Source organism: Pseudaquabacterium inlustre (assembly GCF_038066595.1).
GTDB lineage: Bacteria > Pseudomonadota > Gammaproteobacteria > Burkholderiales > Burkholderiaceae_C > Pseudaquabacterium > Pseudaquabacterium inlustre.
The window spans coordinates 483705-503165 of the sequence record NZ_JBBUTH010000011.1 but is presented as its reverse complement, the minus strand read 5'-3'; the positions used below and the strand labels follow the sequence as shown (position 1 = coordinate 503165).

Here is a 19461-nt window from a genome sequence, read left to right as displayed (position 1 = left end):
CAGTGATTCGCTGCGACCTTCTCCCTGGGCAGACACCCGGCCCGCCTGTGCGTGGGGCCGGCACCTGCCACCTGCCGCGATGACCTGCCTGCCCCCCCTGCGCCGCGCCGCGCTGATCCCGCTCACGCTGCTGGCCCTGGCGGCCCTGCCCGCCGGCATGGCCCGCGCCAACACCGGCACGGCCGCCGGCACCGATGCGCTGGACACCACCGTGGTCGAGGCCCGCGACGCCGTGCGCAAGGCCGGCAAGGCCGACCGCAGCAAGCTGGCCGCCGCCCGAGCCGCCATGGCGGCGGCCCGCCACCCGCTGCTGCCCTGGGTGGAGTACTGGGACCTGTCCAGCCGCCTGGTCGAGGCCTCGGTCGACGAGGTGGAAGGCTTTTACGCCCGCTGGCCCGGCAGCTATGTGGAAGACCGGCTGCGCAACGACTGGCTGCTGGAGCTGGGCCGCCGCCGCGACTTCGGCAACCTGGCGCGCGACTACCCGCGCTTTCGCATGAACGACGACCGCGAGGTCACGTGCTGGTGGCTGCTGTCCGAGCACTTGGCCGGCCGCGACGTGCGCGAGGCCGCGCGCGCCGCCTGGCTGGCCCAGCGCGAGGCCGACGACGGCTGCAACATGCTGGCCACCGCGATGGTCGACGGCAAGAAGTTCAGCGACGACGACATCTGGCTCAAGGCCCGGCTGTCGGTCGAGCTGCAGCGCCCCGGCGCGGCCAAGCAGGCCATCGGCCTGATGGGCAACGTGATGGCCAAGGAAGCGGTGGAGGCGCTGGACAACCCTGCGCGCTTCCTCAAGCGCAGCGCCAGCCCGCGCCGCGGCCAGCAGGAGCTGCGCCTGCTGGCCCTGATGCGCGTGGCCGCCAACGACCCCGAGGCCGCCGCGCAATCGCTGGGTGACGAGGGCCTCAGCGCCAGCCAGGCCGCCTGGGGCTGGCTCTACACCGCGCGCCAGGCCGCGTTCAAGCTGCTGCCCGAGGCGGCCGACCATGCCCAGCGCGCGGTGAACCTGCTCGACCGCCAGGTGCGCGGCGAGGCCCGGCACCACCCCGGCTGGAGCGACGAGACCCTGGGCTGGGGCGTGCGCGCCACGCTGCGCAGCCGCCAGGACGGCCGCTGGCCGCTGATGCTGCGCCTGATCGAGCTGATGAGCCCGGCCGCCCAGAAAGACCCCGCCTGGGTCTACTGGCGCGCCCAGGCCCTGGCCGCCACCGCCCGGGCCGGCGCCGAGGGCGACGCGCAGCGCGCCGAGAGCCAGCGCCTGCTCGACAGCCTGGGCAACGACCCGCACTTCTACGGCCAGCTGGCCGCCGACGCCCTGGGGCGCCCGGCCACGCTGCCGCCGCGCCCGGCGCCCATCACCCCGGCCGAGCGCGAGGCCGCGCGCAACCACCCGGGCCTGCAGCGCGCGCTGATGCTGGTGAACCTGGGCCTGCGCGACGAGGCGCGGCGCGAGTGGAACTTCACGCTGCGCGGTATGGACGACCGCGCGCTGAACGCCGCCGCCCGCCTGGCCTGCGATGTGAGCGACTGGCAGCTGTGCATCAACACCGCCGAGCGCACCCGCAGCGAGGTGGACGTGGCGCTGCGCTACCCCACGCCCTGGGCCGAGCAGATCCGCGCCGCCGCCAGCGCCGCCGGGCTGGACGCACCCTATGTCTTCGGCCTGATCCGACAGGAAACGCGCTTCATGCCGCAGCTGAAGTCGCACGTGGGCGCCAGCGGCCTGATGCAGGTGATGCCCGCCACCGCGCGCTGGACGGCCAAGAAGATCGGCATGGACTGGAGCCGGCCCGAGCTGATCACCGACCCGGTGACCAACCTGAAGCTGGGCACCAGCTACCTGAAGCTGGTGCTCGACGACCTGGGCGGCTCGCAATCGATGGCCGCCGCGGCCTACAACGCCGGCCCCGGCCGGCCGCGCAAGTGGCGCGAAGGCGGCACGCTGGACGCCGCCGCCTGGACCGAGAGCATCCCGTTCAACGAGACGCGCGACTATGTGAAACGCGTGACCTCGGCCGCCGCGGTGTACGACAGCCTGCTCAACGGCAAGCCGCTGGCGCTGCGATCGCGCCTGGGCCAGACCATCGGCCCGCGCGAGACCAGCGCGCCGGCCACCAACAACGACCTGCCCTGAACGCACGCCAGCCATGACACCGCAGCGCATCGTCATCACCGGGGGCTCGGGCTTCGTCGGCCGCGCACTGTGCGAGCGGCTGGTCAGCACCTGGCCGGGCTGCCGCCTGGTGGTGCCCACGCGGCACCTGCCCAACGCCCGCGCCGTGCAGTCGCTGCCCACGGTGGACGTGCTGGCCTGCGACGTGCACCAGCCCGCGCAGCTGGCCGCCTTGCTGCAGGGCGCCGACGCGCTGGTGCACCTGGTGGCCGTGCTGCACGGCGATGCGGCGCGCTTCGACCGTGTGCACGTGGCGCTGCCGCGCACGCTGGCCGCCGCGGCGCGCGCCGCCGGCATCCGCCGCGTGGTGCATGTCAGCGCGCTGGGCGTGGCGGCCGATGCGCCGTCGAACTACCTGCGCAGCAAGGCCGCCGGCGAGGCGGTGTGGCGCCAGGCCGAGCAGGTGGATGGCGCCGGCGGTCTGGACGTGCGCATCCTGCGCCCCAGCGTGATCTTCGGCGAGGACGACCGCTTCACCAATCTGTTCGCCGGCCTGCTGAAGCTGTTTCCGCTGATGCCGCTGGCCGGCACCGGCGCGCGCTTCCAGCCGGTGTGGGTGGGCGACGTGGCGCAGGCCATCGTCGAACTGACCCGCCGCGACGACCTGACCAGCGCCACGGTGGAGGCCGCCGGCCCCGAGGTGCTGACGCTGGGCCAGATCGTGCAGCGCGTGGGCGCGATGAGCGGCCGCCCGCGCCCGGTGCTGCCGCTGCCCGAGTGGGCCGGCATGCTGCAGGCCGCCGGCATGGCTCTGCTGCCCGGCGAGCCACCGATGAGCCGCGACAACGTGCTGAGCATGCGGGTGCCCAACGTGGCCGGCGGCACGCTGCCGGGTCTGTCCGCGCTGGGCATCACGCCACAGCCGCTGGCGCGCCTGGCCGCGCACTTCGCGCCGGCACGGCCGGCCTATCAGTGGCGCTGAGCGCCCGGCCTCCGATCGCATGAAGGTCTATATCGTCGGCGGCGCCGTGCGCGACCGGCTGCTGGGCCTGCCGGTGCAGGACCGCGACTGGGTGGTGGTAGGCAGCACGCCCGAGGCCATGCTGCGCGCCGGCTACCGGCCGGTGGGCGCCGACTTCCCGGTCTTCCTGCATCCCGAGACCGGCGAGGAATACGCGCTGGCGCGCACCGAGCGCAAGGCCGGCCGCGGCTACCACGGCTTCACCTTCCACGCCGCGCCCAACGTGACGCTGGAAGACGACCTGGCGCGCCGCGACCTGACCATCAACGCCATCGCGCAAGACCCAGACACCGGCGCGCTGACCGACCCGCATGGCGGCCAGGCCGACCTGGCGGCCCGGGTGCTGCGCCATGTGTCGCCCGCATTCGTCGAAGACCCGGTGCGCCTGCTGCGCGTGGCGCGCTTTGCCGCACGCTTTGCCGACTTCTCGCTGGCGCCCGAGACGCTGGCGCTGCTGCAGCAGATGGTGGCCGATGGCGAGATCGACCACCTGGTGCCCGAGCGCGTGTGGCAGGAGCTGTCGCGCGGGCTGACGGCGGCGCGGCCCGACCGCATGATCCAGGTGCTGCGCGACACCGGTGCATTGGCCGTGCTGCTGCCCGAGCTGGATGCGCTGTGGGGCGTGCCGCAGCCGCCGCAGCACCACCCCGAGATCGACACCGGCGAGCACCAGCTGCTGGTGCTGCGCGCCGCCGCGGCGCTGGACGCCCCGCTCACCGTGCGCTGGGCCTGCCTGATGCATGACCTGGGCAAGGCCACGACGCCGCGCGACGAGTGGCCGCGCCACATCGGCCACGAGCAGCGCAGCGTGGGCCTGGCGCGCCGCGTGGCCGAGCGCTGGAAGCTGCCCACCGACTGCCGTGAGCTGGCCGAGGTGGTGGCGCGCGAGCACGGCAACATCCACCGCAGCGCCGAGTTCGGCGCCGAGGCCGTGATGCGCCTGATCGACCGCTGCGACGGCCTGCGCCGCCCACAGCGTTTTGCCGAGGCGCTGCTGGCCTGCGAATGCGACGCCCGTGGGCGCACCGGCTTCGAGGACCGGCCCTACCCGCAGCGCCCGCGCCTGCAGGCGGCGCTGAACGCCGCACTGGCCGCCGATGCGCAGGGCGCCAGTGCGGCCGCCGTGGCCGCCGGGCTGAAGGGCCCGCAGATCGGCGAGCGGGTGCGCGCGGTGCGTGTGGCGGCGGTCGAGGGGGCCTTGCAGGCGCTCAGACCAGCAGACCCACCAGCATCGCCAGCACGCTGAACACCAGGCTGCTGGCGAAGGGCAGGTAGAGCTCGCGGCCGAACAGGCGCAGCGTCACGTCGCCCGGCAAGCGGCCCAGGCCGATCTTCTGCAACCAGCCCTTCAGCCCGCTGAACACCAGCGAGGCCAGCACGAAGACGATCAGCCAGCGCATGGCTACAGCCGGTGCGTCCGGTCGCCCTGCGCAAAGCCCAGCAGCGGCTGCTGCGGCGGCAGGTCCAGCCCGCGGGCGAAGGCGATGACCTTGAACAGCTCGCCCATCTCGTGCTCGGTGACCAGCTTCTGCGCCATCGCGCGCTCGGCCACGCTGGCCGTGGCCAGGCTCTGCATCAGGCCGCAGTTGATCAGGAAGCGGCCCTGCGAGGTGTAGCCGGCCACCTCCAGCCCGGCGTCCTGCCCGGCCAGCGCGATGCCGGTGAAGTCCACATGCGCGGTGATGTCCTTCAGGCCCACGTCCACCAGCGGGTCGGGGTCGGCGCGGTGCGCGCGGTGGCAGATCAGCGTGCCCATGTGGCGCTGCGGCAGCCAGTACTCGGCCTCGGGGAAGCCGTAGTCGAGAAAGATCGCCAGGCCGCGCTTCAACACGCCGGCCAGCGTGGTGATGAAGGCACGCGCCTGCGGGTGGATCTCGGTGACGGTGCCGGGCACGAAGGCGGCCGCCACCGGCGGGCGCAGATCGGTGGGGCGGTCGGCCCAGGCGAAGGCCTCGCCGTCGGCCACATCGACGCTCACGCCGCGCTCGAACCAGTCGCTGCCGTCGAAGTGCAGCAACTGCACCGGCATGGCATCGAGCACCTCGTTGCCGACCACCACGCCCTCGATGGCCTCGGGCAGCGCATCCAGCCACTGCACCTTGGGCGCAAAGCGCGCCAGCCGCTCGGCCTGGCGCGCGCGCAACGTGCCCGACAGGTCGACGATGCGGTAGGCCTGCACCGCATCGCCCAGCGCCTCCAGCAGCTGCTCGGCCAGCGCGCCCGAGCCGGCGCCGAACTCCACCACCGTGTGCGTGCCGCTGGCCTGCAGGCCCTGCCGCACCTGGGCCGCCAGCGCGCGGCCGAAAAAGGGGCTCAGTTCCGGCGCGGTGACGAAATCGCTGCCCGAGCCCGGCATGGCGCCGAACTTGGCGCTGGTGTTGGCGTAGTAGCCCAGGCCCGGCGCATACAGCGCCAGCGCCATGAAACGGTCGAACGGCAGCCAGCCGCCCGCCTCGGCGATGGCCTGGCGGATCACCTCGCTCAGCGGCAAGGAAACCAGGGTCGATACACTGTCGGGTTCGCCTGCACCACCGGACGCGGTGGCGGGCGGGGTTGCCGGGGCCGTCATCCTGGCATTGTAGAAACCATGAGCACGCCCTCCCCCTCTTCCGTCACAGCCGCCGTCCAGCCCGCCGCCCGGCCGGTGGCCCTGGTCACCGGTGCCGCGCGCCGCATCGGCCGGCAGATCGCGCTCGATCTGGCTGCCGCCGGCTGGGACGTGGCGCTGCACTGCCACCGCTCGTTCGCCGAGGCCGAGGCCACGGCAGCCGAGGCCCAGCGCCACGGTGGCCGCGCCGAAGTCTTCAGCGCCGACCTGGCCGACCCGCAGGCCTGCGAAGCCCTGGTGCCGGCGGTGCTGCTGCGCCTGGGCCGGCTGGATGCGGTGGTGAACAACGCCTCGCTGTTCGAGTACGACGACCCCGCCAGCTTCAGCCCCGGCCTGCTGGACCGCGCGGTGCGCGCCAACACCGCGCCGGCCGTGCTGCTGGCCCGCGCGCTGCACGAGCACCTGCTGCAGCGCCGCGAAGACCCGCAAGGACCGGGCGACGGTGCAGCCACCGGCTGCGTGGTCAACCTGCTCGACCAGAAGCTGGCCAACCCCAACCCCGACTACTTCAGCTACACGCTCAGCAAGGCCGCGCTGCAGGCCGCCACCGTGATGCTGGCCCAGGCCTGCGCGCCGGTGCTGCGGGTGAATGCCGTGTCGCCGGGCGTCACGCTGCTGTCGGGGCCGATGACCGAGGCCGAGTTCGCTGCCGCGCACCGCATGACGCCGCTGGCGCGCTCGTCCACGCCCGAGGACATCGCCCGCGCCGTGCGCTACCTGCTCGAGGCGCCGGCCATCACCGGCCACAACCTGCTGGTCGACGGCGGCCAGCACCTGTGGGGCCAGCCGCGCGATGTGCTGTTCCTCGCCCAACAACAACAAGCCGTTTCCTCTTCCTGAAGGCCCGACACCATGCAAAGCCTGCTCAGCAACCCCAGCCTGATGGACTGCCGGCGCCTCTTTCTGCGCAACTACGAGGTGTGGATCAACATCGGCGTGCACGACTTCGAGAAGAAGGGCGAGCAGCGCGTGGTCATCAACGTCGACCTGTATGTGCCGCTGGCGGACAGCACGCCGCAGCACGACCGCCTGGACGAGGTGCTGGACTACGACTTCATCCGCCGCAGCATTGCCGAGCGCGTGTCGCAGGGCCACATCCACCTGCAGGAAACCCTGGCCGACGACGTGCTGCGCGCGATGCTGGCCCACCCCAAGGTGCGCGCCGCCCGCGTGGCCACCGAGAAGCCCGACGTGTACCCCGACTGCGACGCCGTGGGCTGCGAGGTGTTTGGCATGAAGGAGTTCGGCCTGAAGGAGGCCGTGTGATGAACGACATGACCCTGCCCGAACTGCAAGACGCGGCCGGCGGCGCTGGCGCCCCGCTGGACGACGCCGCGCTGGCCGCCAAGAAGGCGAAGAAGCACGCCTTCGAGATGAACAAGCTGAGCAAGCGCCTGCACCGCCAGGTCGGCGAGGCCGTCACCGACTTCAACATGATCGAGGACGGCGACAAGATCATGGTCTGCCTGTCGGGCGGCAAGGACAGCTACGCCCTGCTCGACATCCTGATGAACCTGCGCGAGCGCGCGCCAGTGAAGTTCGACCTGGTGGCGGTCAACCTCGACCAGAAGCAGCCGGGCTTTCCGGCACACATCCTGCCCGAGTACCTGGCCAAGGTGGGGGCGCCCTTCCACATCGAGAACCAGGACACCTACAGCATCGTCAAGAAGCACATCCCGGAAGGCGCCACGATGTGCAGCTTGTGCTCGCGGCTGCGCCGCGGCATCCTGTACCGGGTGGCGGGCGAGCTGGGGGCCACCAAGATCGCGCTGGGCCACCACCGCGACGACATCATCGTCACGATGATGATGAACATGTTCTTCGGCGGCCGCCTGAAGGGCATGCCGGCCAAGCTGGTGAGCGACGACGGCCGCCACACCGTGATCCGCCCGCTGGCCTACGTGGCCGAGACCGATCTGGAAACCTGGGCCGTGCACCGCCAGTACCCGATCATCCCGTGCAGCCTGTGCGGCAGCCAGGAGAACCTGCAGCGCGCCAACATCAAGGCCCAGCTGCGCGAGTGGGAGAAGCAGTACCCCGGCCGCAGCGACAACATGCTGCGCGCGATGGGCCACATCACGCCGTCGCACATGATGGACCGCAACCTTTACCCGTTCACGTCGATCCAGCCCACCGGCACGCCCGACCCGACCGGCGACAAGGCCTTCGACCATGACGATGATCATGACGAGGCCGCCGACGACTGCGGTACACCCAAGGCGCAGACGATCCGCATCCTGCGCGACTGATCCGCGGTCGTTCACGCACCGGGCGTCGCGGCCTTCGAAGGAGTTCACGATGCAACGACGACACCTGATTTCGCTGGCCACCCTCGGCGCCCTGGGCGGCGCCGGCGCGCTGCTCGGCGGCTGCGCCACGCTGCAGCAGCTGTCGGTCGAGGTCAGCAGCTTTGGCGAATGGCCGGCCGCGCGCGACGCCGGTCGCCGCGGCAGCTACGCCTTCGAGCGCCTGCCCTCGCAGCAGCAGCCCCCGCAGGCCGACACGCAGCAGAAGCTGGAGGAGGCCGCCGCCGCTGCGCTGGCGCGGGCCGGCTTCACGCCGGTGGCGGCCGGCGCCGAGCCCGACCTGATCGTGCAGCTGGGCGCACGGGTCAGCCGCACCGACCGCTCGCCCTGGGACGATCCGCTGTGGTGGCACGGCGGCTTCGGCCCCTGGCGCCTGCATCCCTGGCGCGGCCCGTACTGGGCGCTGCCGCCGCGCTACGACAACCCGCGCTACGACCGCGAGGTGGCGCTGCTGATCCGCGAGCGCGCCAGCGGCAAACCGCTGTACGAGGCCCGCGCCAGCAGCGAGGGCTGGGGCAGCGATGCGCGCAGCCTGCTGGGCCCGCTGTTCGCGGCCGCGCTGATGGACTTTCCGGCCGCAGGGCCGAATCCCCGCACCGTCCGCGTGAATTACTGAGGCACCCGGCCCCGCGGAGCCGCCGCCAGCGCCCGCGCATCCTCCTCCCAGCGCTTCAGCCGCTCGGCCGCGCGCTGGCGCTGGGCCGGCGTGGCGCTGTTGTGCAGTTCGGCCACGATGGCGCAGTTGGCTTCGGTGACGCGGCGCTGCTGCTCGCGGTAGGCCGGCCGCGGCGAGGCCAGCAGTTCATCGGCCAGGCGCTGCAGCCCGGCCTGCACCGTGGCGGCGTCGGCGCGCTCGGCCTGCCATTGGCGCAGGGCGCGCAGCAGATCGGCGCTGCGCGCGCGGCGCTCGGCCAGCCAGCGCTCGGCATCGAAGGGCGAGGCCACCAGCGCCTCGGCCAGCCGGCGGCGCTGTGCGTCCTGCAGCGTGCCGTACAGCGACTCGAAGCGCTCGGTCTCGCGGTCGATCAGTGCCTGGCGCCGCTCGGCCTCGGTGCTGCCGGGCTTCAGGAACTGGCGCGCGGCGTCGTCCAGCACCTCGGCCTGGTGGCGCTCCAGGTGCTCCAGCTGGGCCGGGGTGAGCGTGCGCACGATCTCGGCCGCGGCCGGCAGGGCCTGGGTGGCGGCCGTGCGCAGCCGCTGCTGCCAGCCGGCGAACAGCGTGCAGACCTGGGCCGGCGCCAGCCGCTCGGTCTTCAGGCGCTGCAACTGCGCCAGCTCGTCGGCATAGGCCGGCAGCTGGGTGGCACGGTGCCAGGCGAACCAGTCGTCCAGCGCCGCCTGCACGCGCGGCTTCTGCGCGCTGGAGAAGTCCAGCTGCCGGTCCAGCCACCACCAGGCCAGCGTGGGGCCCTGGTCGTAGCCCAGGCGCACGGCGCTGCAGGCCGTGAGCCCCAGCACGCACACCGTCAGCAGCGCGCCACGCAGGCGGCCGATAATTCGCGGTTTCCACGGCAACAGCACACGCATCCTCATGGCACTCGACATCGTGATCATGGCGGCGGGCAAAGGCACCCGCATGAAATCCCGCCTGCCCAAGGTGCTGCACAAGCTGGCCGGCCGCGCGCTGCTGGCGCATGTGCTCGACACCACGCAGTCGCTGGGCGCCGACCGCACGCTGGTGATCACCGGCCATGGCGCCGATGAGGTCGAGTCTGCCATTGCCCCGCGCGGCGTGCTGCCGGTGCGCCAGATGCCGCAACTGGGCACGGGCCATGCCATCCAGCAGGTGGTGCCGCACCTGGGCGACGAGGGCACCACGCTGATCCTGAACGGCGACGTGCCGCTGATCGCCGCCGGCACTGCGCGCGCGCTGGCCGAGGCCTGCGACGGCCGCCAGCTGGCGCTGCTGACCATCGAGCTGGCCGATGCCACCGGCTACGGCCGCATCATGCGTTCGGGTGACGGCCACGGCGGCCGCGTGCTGGGCATCGTCGAGCACAAGGACGCCACGCCGGCCCAGCGCGAGATCCGCGAGGTCTACACCGGCATGATGGCCGCGCCCACCGCGCTGCTGAAGAAGTGGGTGATGGCGCTGACCAACGACAACGCGCAGAAGGAGTACTACCTGACCGACATCGTCGCGATGGCGGTGGCCGAGGGCGTGCCGGTGGTGGCCAGCCATGCGCCCGATGAAACCGAGGTGCTGGGCGTCAACAGCCCGCTGCAGCTGGCCGACCTGGAGCGCCGCCTGCAGAAGCGCCTGGCGGAAGGCCTGCTGGAGGCCGGCGTGCGCCTGGCCGACCCCGCGCGCTTCGACCTGCGCGGCAGCCTCGCCCACGGTCAGGACTGCGAGATCGACGTCGGCTGCGTGTTCGAGGGCCGCGTGACGCTGGGCGACAACGTGAGCATCGGCGCGCACTGCGTGATCCGCGACGCCGAGATCGCCAGCGGCGCGGTGATCCACCCGTTCACGCACATCGAGGGCGCCAAGGTGGGCGCCGGCGCGCTGATCGGCCCCTACGCCCGCCTGCGCCCCGGCGCCGAGCTGGCCGAAGAGGTGCACATCGGCAACTTCGTCGAGGTGAAGAACAGCACGCTGGCCAAGGGCTCCAAAGCCAACCACCTGGCCTACCTGGGCGACGCCATCGTGGGCGCGCGCGTGAACTACGGCGCCGGCAGCATCACCGCCAACTACGACGGCGCCAACAAGCACCGCACCGTGATCGGCGACGACGTGCATGTGGGCAGCAACTGCGTGCTGATCGCGCCGGTGAGCATCGGCGCCGGCGGCACCATCGGCGGCGGCAGCACGGTGGCCAAGAACACGCCCGAGGGCCAGCTGACGGTGGCGCGCGCCAAGCAGGTGTCGCTGAGCGGCTGGACGCGGCCGGTCAAGGCCAGGAAGTAAGCCCCACGGGCCGGCCGGCGCGCGGCGCGCGCCTCAGGGCCGCTGCGTGGCCAGCCAGGCCGTGGCCTCGGCCGGGGTCATCGCCGCGGCCACCCACGGCCCCTGGGCCTGCTCGCAGCCGGCCTCCTGCAAGGCCTGCCATTGCGCGCTGCCGGCCACGCCGGGGGCGCACAGCGCCAGCCCCAGGCCGCCGGCCAGCGCCACCAGGCTGCGCAGCACGGCCAGGTCCACCGCCGAGCCGGCCGGCACCGCGGCCAGGCCCGGGTCGAGCACCAGACCGGCCAGCGGCCCGGCGCCGGCCGTGGCCGAGCGCAGCAGCCCCAGTGGCAGCGCCCCCGCGCCCACACCGGCCAGCCACACGGCCACGCCGCGCGCCTGCAGGCGCTGCAGCAGGTCGGTCACCAGGCCCGCATCGTCGGCGAGCAGCGCGGCGTCGAACTCCAGCGCCAGGCGGCCGGCGGCGCTGCGCCCGCCGCAGGGCGCGGCGTCGAGCGCGCGCTCGACACGCTCCGCCAGGCCCGCGGCGCGCTGTGCCAGGCCGCCCAGCGCCAGGCACAGCGGCACGCCCAGCTGCAGCGCCGACCAGTCGGCCAGCAGGTGCAGGGCCCCGGCCAGCGCCCAGTCCAGCAGCGGCTGCAGCAGGCCGGCCTGTGCGGCGGCGGGCGCGAACTCGGCCAGCGCCAGGCTGCCGCGCGCGGGGTGGTGCCAGTGCAGCTGCGCCTGCAGGCCACGCAGGCGGCCATCGGCCAGCGCGCAGCGCGGCTGCAGCCGCCAGTCGAACTCGCCCTGGCGCAGGCCCTGCGCGATGCGCGCCTCGAGCTGCAGGCCGGCCTCGATGGCCGCCGCCATGGCCGGCTGGAACAGCATGACCGTCGCGCGACCGGCCGCCTTGCCGGCGTACAGCGCGGCATCGGCATGGCGCAGCAGCGCATCGGCGCTGTCGCCGTCGGCCGGGTGCAGGGCCACGCCGATGGTGGGGGTGACCGCCATGCTGCGGCCGCCCCAGTGCACCGGCGCGCCCATCGCGGCCTGCAGCTGCTGGGCGGCGGCGCGTGCCGCGTCGGCGTCCGCCACCTGGGGCAGCAGGATCACGAACTCGTCGCCACCGAAGCGCCCGGCCACCGCGCCGGGCGGCAGCGCGCCCCGCAGGCGCTCGGCCACGGCGCGCAGCAGCGCGTCGCCGGCCAGATGGCCCAGCGCGTCGTTGATGCGCTTGAAGTGGTCCAGGTCGACGAACAGCAGCGCCTGGCAGCCCCCCGGCACCGGCGGGTGCTCGATGGCCGCCTGCAGGGCCGCCATGAAGGCACCGCGGTTGCGCAGGCCGGTCAGCGCATCGTGCTCGGCCAGGTGCTGCATGCGCGCCCGCGCGGCCTGGCGGTCGCGGATGTCACGCACCACCACCATGCGCAGCGGCTGGCCCTCGTGCTCGATGGCCCGCGCGATGATCTCGATCGGCACCTCGTGGCCGTCGGCATGCAGGCAGGCCGCCTCGTAGGGCAGCTCGCTCAGCCGCGCCAGGCCGGCGCCCACGCGGGCCACGTGGTCGGGGGCGATGAAGCGCATCACCGGCTGGCCGATCAGCGCCTCGCGCGCATGGCCCACCAGCGCCGCCATCGGCGCGTTCACGTCGGTGATCACGCCGTCGCGGTGGAAGGCGATGCCCTCCACGCTGGCGTCCATGAACTTGCGCAGCCGCTCCTCGCTCTCGCGCAGCGCCCGCTCGGTGTCGATGAAGCGCGAGACATCGCTCACCAGCACGAAGGCGCCCAGCGTCGGGCCGTCGCCACGCGGTCCGGGCTCGGCCACATGCGGGATCAGGTTCACGTCCACCCAGCGCCGCGGACCGCCGTCGGCCGGTGCCCAGGCGCGGGTGTAGGACACGGTGCGCCGCTGCTGCAGCATGGCCTGCACCTCGGGCTGCACATCGCGCACCCCGTCGTCGCCCAGCACCTCGCGCAGGCTGCGGCCCACGATGGCCTGGGTGTCGAAGCCGTAGAAGCTGGCGTAGGCCTGGTTGGCATAGCGGCACACGCGCTCGGCGCCACCGTAGTAGGCGATCATCACCGGCAGCATGTCGCCCAGGCGCTGCTGCACGCGGCTGCGCGACTGCTCGGCGGCCAGCGTGCGCCACAACCCGCTCACCGTGCCCATCACCGCCAGGTGCAGGCCGGTGGTGCGCTGCCAGCCCAGCATCAGCGTCACCGGCTCGGTGGGCTCCAGCATCGCGCGGCCACCGGCCGGTGGCGCCAGCGGCAGCTGCAGCACGGCCTGCTGGCCAGGGCGCAGTGCTGCGCGCAGCGGTGGCAGCGCCTCGGGCGCCAGCAGCTGCCACCAGCCTTCGGCCAGCAAGGCCTCGCGCGGCAGGCCGGCGCGCTCGGCCAGCGCCGCATTGACCGCCAGCGCCCGGCCCTGGCCATCCAGGGCCAGCGCGGGCAGCGGAACGTCGGGCCAGCCCAGGTCGGGCGGCGGTGGCGGACCGGGGGGGTGCTGCGGACCGGTGTCGCGATGCAAGTTCGGGGCTCCTCCAGCCGCGCCTTGCCGGAGCGGCCGGCGGGCATGATATCGGCGGGGCGGCCCCGCAGGCGCTCAGGTCGCGGGCTTGACACCCGGGAGGGATCCTGGCTTCAGGCCGGGCGGGCGGCGGCGTCCAGGCAGCTGGCGGCCAGGCACAGGTCGTCCCAGGCGCGCGCCTTGTCGGCCGGCTGCCGCAGCAGGTAAGCCGGGTGGTAGGTGACGATGAGCGGCCGGCCCTGCCACTGGTGCACGGTGCCGCGCAGGCGGCCGATCGGCGCATCGGTGCCCAGCAGCGACTGCACGGCGAAGCGGCCCATGGCCAGGATCACGCGCGGCTGCACCAGGGCCACCTGACGCTCGAGGAAGGGCTGGCACTGCGCCAGCTCGTCGGGCTGCGGGTTGCGGTTGTGCGGGGGCCGGCACTTCAGCGTGTTGGCGATGAACACCTGGCGCGCGGGCTCGGCGGCCTCGCGCGTGAGGCCCAGGGCCGCCAGCATGCGGTCGAGCAGCTGGCCGGCAGCGCCGACGAAGGGCTCGCCCTCGCGGTCTTCCTGTTCGCCCGGCGCCTCGCCCACGGCCATCAGGTGCGCCTGCATGTGGCCCACGCCGAACACGGTGTTGCGCCGCGTGCGGCCCAGGCCGCAGGCCTGGCAGCCGTCCACGGCCGCGCGCAGCGCCGGCCAGTCCATCTGCGACACCGGGCCGGTGTCGGCGGCACGCACCGGCACCGACACCGGCACCTGCACCGCCACAGGCCGCGGACTGGGGGCGGTGACAGCCGCCTGGACCACGGGGGCCGGTGCCGGCTGCGGCGCCGGCGCCACGGCGGCCGGCGGTCGCTCGGCCACCGTCACGTCCTGCGCGGGGGCTGCGGCGGCGGCAGCGGCCGGTGCCTCGGCCTCGGGCGACGGCGCAACCGCATCGTCCGGCGGCAGCCACAGGCGCAGGCCCAGCGTGCGCAGCATCGCCTGCTGGCGCTCATCCCAGCGCATGGCCGTCTCCTTCATGGGCGCCGCCCTGCAGGCCCAGGCGCATCACCACCGCGTCCTCGCGGCCGCGGTCGGCCGGGTAGTAGCCGCGGCGCAGCCCCACCTCGTCGAAGCCGAGCGCGGCATACAGCGCACGGGCCGGCGCATTGCTCTGGCGCACCTCGAGCCACAGCGCCTCGTCGGCGCGCGCGCGGCACTGCGCCACCAGCCGCGCCAGCAGCGCACGGGCATGGCCCCGCCGCTGCCAGACCGGCGCCACGGTGATGTTGAGCAGGTGCGTCTCGCCCACGCCGCGCATGGCCACGCAGTAGCCGATCAGGGCCTGGCCCTCGCCCAGGCGCAACTCGGCGTCGTAGCCGGCGGCCAGCGAGTCGATGAAGTTGCCGCGCGTCCACGGGTGGCTGTAGGCGCTGGCCTCGACGGCCATCACGCGGTCGAGATCCATCACCTGCATGGCCCGGTGCACGGGCGCCGCGTCGGCGCCCGGGCGCAGCTGCGCGCTCATCCCCGCGGCTCCGCGGCGGCGCGCTGGCGCAGGCGCTCCTCGGTGGTCAGCGCCACCTTGTCGCGCAGGTACAGCGGCAGGGCCTGGTCGGCGGCGATGGCGTCGCCACGCGCCCAGGCCGCCTCGGCCAGGGTCAGCAGCGCGGCGGCACGGCCGCCTTCACACGTCTCAGCCATCTCACCCGGCGCCTCGACCGGCTCGATGCAGCGCACGCCCTGCAGCGGCAGGCGCGCGCCGAAGACACGCGGCGCATTGCCGGCCACGCGGACCGGCGCGGCGGCCTCCCAGCGCGCGGCCAGCGCGGCCAGCGTGTACAGCGCCGGCGGCGTCACGGTGTGCCAGCCGGTGCCGGCGTCGTGGCGGTACTCGGCCGCGTAGACCTCGTCCATGCGCGCATCCACCGCCACCCACCAGGCCCCGGCGCCGCCATCGGCCTGCGTGGCGCGCGCGGCCTCGGCCACCAGCAGCAGGCTGTCGATCGGCAGCAGCGGCAGGCCGGCGCCGAAGCCCAGGCCCTGGGCCACGGCACAGGCCGTGCGCAGCCCGGTGAAGGCGCCGGGCCCGACGCCGAAGGCGATGGCGTCCAGCGCGCCCAGCGATTCGCCGCCCTGCTGCAGCAGCTGCTGCAGCACCGGCACCAGGCGCGCCGACGCCTGGGCGCCGCCGGATTCGTGGCGCAGCCAGCGGCCGTGCGGCGTGCGCAGGCCGGCGGCCAGCCACTCGGTGGCGGTGTCCAGCGCCAGCAGACGGGCGGTCACGACCGGGCGGCCCGGGCGGTCAGAACGGGTTGTTCAGCGCGCGCGTCTGCGCCTGGCTGCCGATCAGGCTGTGCGCCTGCGGGCCGAGATGGATGTCGTCGGCCCACAGGTGGCTGGTGCTCGACGCGCCCGAGACCAGCGTGGCGGTGGTGCACTGCGGCGCCGTGACCTGGGTCTTGTCGCAGGCGGCCACGTCGGGCGAGGCCGGCGAGGCCAGGTAGGCGGTGGGCGCCTTGTAGACGGCCGACACCAGGTCGTCGACCAGCACCAGGCCGTAGTTGCGGCCGTCGTAGGCGGTGGCGTCGATGCCGGCGCGCATCTCGGCGTTGTAGTCGTAGGTCAGCTGCGACAGCAGGGCCTTGGCGTTCGAGCGCGACAGCTGCTCGGTGACGGCGTACGGCGACAAGCCCAGGTCGGGGATGGTGAACAGCAGCGCACGCGCGCCCGACTTCAGGATCACGTTGTTCATCACGCTGGCGGCCTTGCGGCCACGCGCCTTGATCTCGGTGATCGCGGTGCTCTCGCTCCAGGTGCCGTTCTTGACCTTCTCGTAGACCTCGATCACGTCGTGCAGGCCGATCATCACGGTGACCATGTCCTTGCTGCCCAGCGAGGCCGTGGCCGCCTGCTGCTCCAGGCCGATGGCGATGTCGCCCACCGTGGCGTTCTCGGCGGCGTAGGTGACGGCCTTGACCGTGGCGCTGTTCGGGTTGCACTCCTTGAACGCGAAGCCGTACAGGTTGGCCACCGCCTGCGCGAAGGTGGGCAGCGCGGTGCACTTGCCGGTGCTGGTGGAGGTGCGGTCGTTGATCGTGTACTTGAAGCCGTCGTGCTTGCCCTCGGCATCGGTGGCATCGGCGATCAGGCTGGTCTCGTCACCCAGCACCACCACGCGGTCGGGCTTGAAGGCCTGCACCTGCGAGGTGCCGCCGCCGCAACTGGCCATCAGCACCGCGGCCGCCAGGGCACCCAGCGGGGCCAGCCAACGCGGCAGACGGCGGTTCAGTTCGGGCGAGAGACTCATCGGGGATTCCATTGAAACGTCAGAGGGCGCCAGGGCCGGGCGCACCGGCTTCGGCACCGGGGTCGGCGGCGGCGCGCCGCAGGCGGTCGCGCACGCCTTCCCAGGCGGGTAGATCGGGCGGCTGCTCGATCCAGATCTCGCGCACCGCCGGCACATCCAGCGCCCGCAGCACGGCGAACAGTTCATGCGCCGCGGCCACCGGCTCGGCGGGCATGGCGTGCCAGCGCCCGGCAGGCGCTGCCACAGGCTGGCGCGAATATACCGCCACGCCTTCGGGCCACGGCGGCACCGATGTATCGGCCCGGCAAAGCGCAGTGGCCAGGCCGGCGGCGTCGAACAGGCGCACCCGCGCGCGCGGCGCGTAGTGCGAGGCCAGCGTGCCCGACGCGCGCGGCGCCGCGGCATCGGGCGCGTGCAGCGGCTCGCCGAGTGCGGCCTCGAGCACCTCGCGCGGCAGCACGCCGGGGCGCAGCAGCACCGGCCGGCCGCGGCTGACGTCGACGATGGCCGACTCGATGCCCACCTCGCAGTCGCCACCGTCGAGCACCAGCAGGTCGGGGCCGAACTCGTCGGCCACATGCGCGGCGGTGGTGGGGCTGACACGGCCGAAGCGGTTGGCACTCGGCGCCGACACGCCCGGCACGCCGCGCGCGGCCGCGGCACGCAGCAGCGCCTGCGCCACCGGGTGCGCCGGACAGCGCAGGCCGATGCTGGACTGCCCGCCGGCCGAGGCCGTGGCCACGCCCTCGCGGCGCGGCACGATCACCGTCACCGGGCCGGGCCAGAAGGCGGCCATCAGGCGCTGCGCAGCCGGCGGCAGATCGGCCGCGAACGGCGCCGCGCCCGCGGCATCGGCCACGTGCACGATCAGCGGATGATCGGCCGGCCGGCCCTTGGCGGCGAAGATCCGGGCCACCGCGTCATCCTGGTCGGCGCGCGCGCCCAGGCCGTACACGGTCTCGGTGGGCAGGGCCACCAGCTCGCCGGCGGCCAGGCGCTCGGCGGCGGCGGCCAGGGCCGCGGGATCGTCGCCGCGCAGCACGGTCATGGCAGCGTGCAGCCGGCGCTCAGAACGCCGGCAGCCCCAGCAGCGCGGCGGCCTGCAGCGCCACGTCGCGGGCCTCGGCCGCGCTGGCGGCGGTGACGGTCAGGTGGCCCATCTTGCGGCCGGGCCGCGCGCTGGCCTTGCCGTACAGGTGCAGGTGCACGCCGGGCAGCGCCAGCACCTTCGCCCACGGCGGCGTGACCTCGGCCGCGCTGGCGCCCTGGGGGAACCACAGGTCGCCCAGCAGGTTGAGCATCACCGACGGCGAGTGCTGGCGCGGCGCCACCAGCGGCAGGCCGGTCAGCGTGCGCACCTGCAGCTCGAACTGGCTGACGTCGCTGCCGTCGATCGACCAGTGGCCCGAGTTGTGCGGGCGCGGCGCCATCTCGTTGGCCACCAGACGGCCGTCCTGCAGCACGAAGAACTCGACGCACAGCACGCCCACGTAGCCCAGCGCGCGGGCCAGCGCGGCGGCGCAATCGCTGGCCTGCTGCTGCAGCGCGGGGCTGGCATCGGGCGCCGGCACCTGGGTGACGGCCAGGATGCCGTCGCGGTGCAGGTTCTGCTGCACCGGCAGCTGCACCACCTCGTCGAAGGCGCTGCGCGCCACCACCACGCTGATCTCCAGCGCCAGCGGCAGCATGGCCTCCAGCACGCAGGGCACCTGCTTGAGCTGGCCCCAGGCAGCGGCCAGCGCGGCGCGGTCGGCCACGCGCACCTGGCCCTTGCCGTCATAGCCCAGGCGGGCGGTTTTCAGGATGCCAGGCAGCAGCGAGTCGGGCACCGCGGCCAGCTCGGCCTCGGTCTCGATGCGCGCATGCGGTGCGCAGGGCACACCGGCGCGGACGAACAGCGCCTTCTCCTCGGCGCGGTCCTGGCAGACGGCCACGGCCTCGGCGCCGGGCGCCACCGGGCGGTGCGCGCCGAGCGTGACCAGCGCGGCGGCGGGCACGTTCTCGAACTCGGTGGTGATGGCGGCGCTGCGCTGCATCAGCTGCGCCAGGCCCTGCTCATCCAGGTAGCCGGTGTCGACGTGGTAGTGCGCCACCAGGCCGGCCGGCGAAGCCGGATCGGGATCGAGCACGGCGGTGAAGTAGCCCATGGCCTGGGCCGCATGCACGAACATGCGGCCCAGCTGGCCGCCGCCCATCACACCCAGCGTGGCGCCGGGCAGCACGGTCTTGGCATTCGTCACAGCTTCAGCTCCGCGGTCATGGCCTGGGCGGCGGCGGTCTGCGCCGCACGGAAGGCTTCCAACTTGGCGCGCAGCGCGGCATCGCCGGTGGCCAGCATGGCCACCGCGAACAGCGCCGCATTGGCCGCACCGGCCGCGCCGATGGCGAAGGTGCCCACCGGCACGCCCTTGGGCATCTGCACGATGGAGTGCAGCGAATCGACGCCCGACAGCGCCCGGCTCTGCACCGGCACGCCCAGCACCGGCACGGTGGTCTTGGCGGCCAGCATGCCCGGCAGGTGGGCCGCGCCGCCGGCGCCGGCGATGATGGCCTTCAGGCCGCGGTCGGCCGCGGCCTCGGCGTAGGCGAACATCTCGTCGGGCATGCGGTGGGCCGAGACCACGCGGCATTCGTGCGGCACGCCGAAGTCGGCGAGAATCCGGGCCGCCTCGCGCATCGTGTCCCAGTCGCTGGACGATCCCATCAGCACGC

General features: G+C 73.9%; 19 protein-coding genes. 8 read left to right on the top strand and 11 right to left on the bottom strand.

Annotated elements, in window-relative coordinates; all coding sequences use genetic code 11:
• The first annotated feature begins 79 nt into the window (after window positions 1–79).
• The 3 genes from AACH10_RS24970 to AACH10_RS24960 are packed head-to-tail and all read left to right on the top strand — an operon-like array spanning window position 80 to window position 4383.
• Window positions 80–2137 carry a lytic transglycosylase domain-containing protein gene (locus tag AACH10_RS24970; RefSeq protein WP_341413257.1) on the top strand — a complete coding sequence of 686 codons (2058 nt, stop codon included), beginning with the start codon at window positions 80–82 and terminating at the stop codon, window positions 2135–2137.
• 13 nt (window positions 2138–2150) lie between these two features.
• Window positions 2151–3098 (top strand): complex I NDUFA9 subunit family protein, encoded by a 948-nt coding sequence (locus AACH10_RS24965; RefSeq protein ID WP_341413256.1) that lies wholly within the window; start codon window positions 2151–2153, stop codon window positions 3096–3098.
• 19 nt (window positions 3099–3117) lie between these two features.
• Window positions 3118–4383, top strand: coding sequence for a multifunctional CCA addition/repair protein (locus AACH10_RS24960; protein WP_341413255.1), 1266 nt, complete (start codon window positions 3118–3120; stop codon window positions 4381–4383).
• Here AACH10_RS24960 and AACH10_RS24955 read toward each other — a convergent pair.
• Window positions 4346–4537, bottom strand: a complete 192-nt coding sequence (locus tag AACH10_RS24955) for a DUF2905 domain-containing protein (protein ID WP_341413254.1) — start codon at window positions 4535–4537, stop codon at window positions 4346–4348. The two genes, AACH10_RS24960 and AACH10_RS24955, sit on opposite strands and share 38 nt — an antisense overlap.
• Window positions 4538–4539: 2 nt before the next feature.
• The gene (locus AACH10_RS24950; RefSeq protein WP_341413253.1) at window positions 4540–5628 is read right to left on the bottom strand and encodes a class I SAM-dependent methyltransferase; all 1089 of its coding nucleotides are present in this window, start codon (window positions 5626–5628) and stop codon (window positions 4540–4542) included.
• Between the two features lie 96 nt (window positions 5629–5724).
• Between AACH10_RS24950 and AACH10_RS24945 the strand changes: the two genes are divergently transcribed.
• The 4 genes from AACH10_RS24945 (at window position 5725) to AACH10_RS24930 (ending at window position 8667) form a co-directional block, all read left to right on the top strand.
• A complete protein-coding gene (locus AACH10_RS24945) occupies window positions 5725–6585 on the top strand; it encodes an SDR family oxidoreductase (protein ID WP_341413252.1) in 861 nt (286 codons plus the stop codon).
• Window positions 6586–6597: 12 nt separating this feature from the next.
• Window positions 6598–7011, top strand: a complete 414-nt coding sequence (locus AACH10_RS24940; protein ID WP_341413251.1) for a dihydroneopterin aldolase — start codon at window positions 6598–6600, stop codon at window positions 7009–7011.
• A 107-nt stretch (window positions 7012–7118) separates the two neighbouring features.
• Window positions 7119–7994: a tRNA 2-thiocytidine(32) synthetase TtcA gene (gene ttcA / locus AACH10_RS24935; protein WP_423228665.1), complete on the top strand. Its 876-nt coding sequence runs from the start codon at window positions 7119–7121 to the stop codon at window positions 7992–7994.
• A 49-nt stretch (window positions 7995–8043) separates the two neighbouring features.
• A complete protein-coding gene (locus AACH10_RS24930) occupies window positions 8044–8667 on the top strand; it encodes a DUF4136 domain-containing protein (protein WP_341413250.1) in 624 nt (207 codons plus the stop codon).
• On the opposite strand, the gene AACH10_RS24925 is transcribed toward AACH10_RS24930, so the two are convergent.
• Window positions 8661–9584, bottom strand: a complete 924-nt coding sequence (locus tag AACH10_RS24925; protein WP_341413249.1) for a DUF6279 family lipoprotein — start codon at window positions 9582–9584, stop codon at window positions 8661–8663. The two genes, AACH10_RS24930 and AACH10_RS24925, sit on opposite strands and share 7 nt — an antisense overlap.
• On the opposite strand from AACH10_RS24925, the gene glmU reads away from it, so the two are divergent.
• Window positions 9583–10959, top strand: coding sequence for a bifunctional UDP-N-acetylglucosamine diphosphorylase/glucosamine-1-phosphate N-acetyltransferase GlmU (gene glmU / locus AACH10_RS24920; RefSeq protein ID WP_341413248.1), 1377 nt, complete (start codon window positions 9583–9585; stop codon window positions 10957–10959). The two genes, AACH10_RS24925 and glmU, sit on opposite strands and share 2 nt — an antisense overlap.
• A gap of 33 nt (window positions 10960–10992) precedes the next feature.
• On the opposite strand, the gene AACH10_RS24915 is transcribed toward glmU, so the two are convergent.
• From AACH10_RS24915 to purE, 8 genes are all read right to left on the bottom strand, one after another.
• Entirely contained in the window at window positions 10993–13470 is a 2478-nt protein-coding gene (locus AACH10_RS24915) for a diguanylate cyclase domain-containing protein (RefSeq protein ID WP_341413247.1), read from the bottom strand.
• Between the two features lie 113 nt (window positions 13471–13583).
• Window positions 13584–14465, bottom strand: coding sequence for a uracil-DNA glycosylase (locus AACH10_RS24910; RefSeq protein WP_341413246.1), 882 nt, complete (start codon window positions 14463–14465; stop codon window positions 13584–13586).
• On the bottom strand, window positions 14452–14967 hold the full coding sequence (gene rimI, locus AACH10_RS24905; RefSeq protein ID WP_341413245.1) for a ribosomal protein S18-alanine N-acetyltransferase: 516 nt from the start codon (window positions 14965–14967) through the stop codon (window positions 14452–14454). The genes AACH10_RS24910 and rimI overlap by 14 nt, the downstream gene beginning before the upstream one ends.
• Window positions 14964–15725, bottom strand: coding sequence for a tRNA (adenosine(37)-N6)-threonylcarbamoyltransferase complex dimerization subunit type 1 TsaB (gene tsaB / locus AACH10_RS24900; RefSeq protein WP_341413244.1), 762 nt, complete (start codon window positions 15723–15725; stop codon window positions 14964–14966). Before tsaB ends, rimI begins: the two co-directional genes overlap by 4 nt.
• Before the next feature lie 19 nt (window positions 15726–15744).
• On the bottom strand, window positions 15745–16749 hold the full coding sequence (locus tag AACH10_RS24895) for an SGNH/GDSL hydrolase family protein (protein WP_341413243.1): 1005 nt from the start codon (window positions 16747–16749) through the stop codon (window positions 15745–15747).
• Between the two features lie 19 nt (window positions 16750–16768).
• Window positions 16769–17797 (bottom strand): L-threonylcarbamoyladenylate synthase, encoded by a 1029-nt coding sequence (locus AACH10_RS24890; RefSeq protein ID WP_341413242.1) that lies wholly within the window; start codon window positions 17795–17797, stop codon window positions 16769–16771.
• Between the two features lie 19 nt (window positions 17798–17816).
• Window positions 17817–18944, bottom strand: coding sequence for a 5-(carboxyamino)imidazole ribonucleotide synthase (locus AACH10_RS24885; protein WP_423228664.1), 1128 nt, complete (start codon window positions 18942–18944; stop codon window positions 17817–17819).
• Window positions 18945–18985: 41 nt separating this feature from the next.
• Window positions 18986–19453, bottom strand: a complete 468-nt coding sequence (purE, locus tag AACH10_RS24880) for a 5-(carboxyamino)imidazole ribonucleotide mutase (protein ID WP_341413301.1) — start codon at window positions 19451–19453, stop codon at window positions 18986–18988.
• Window positions 19454–19461 lie beyond the last annotated feature (8 nt).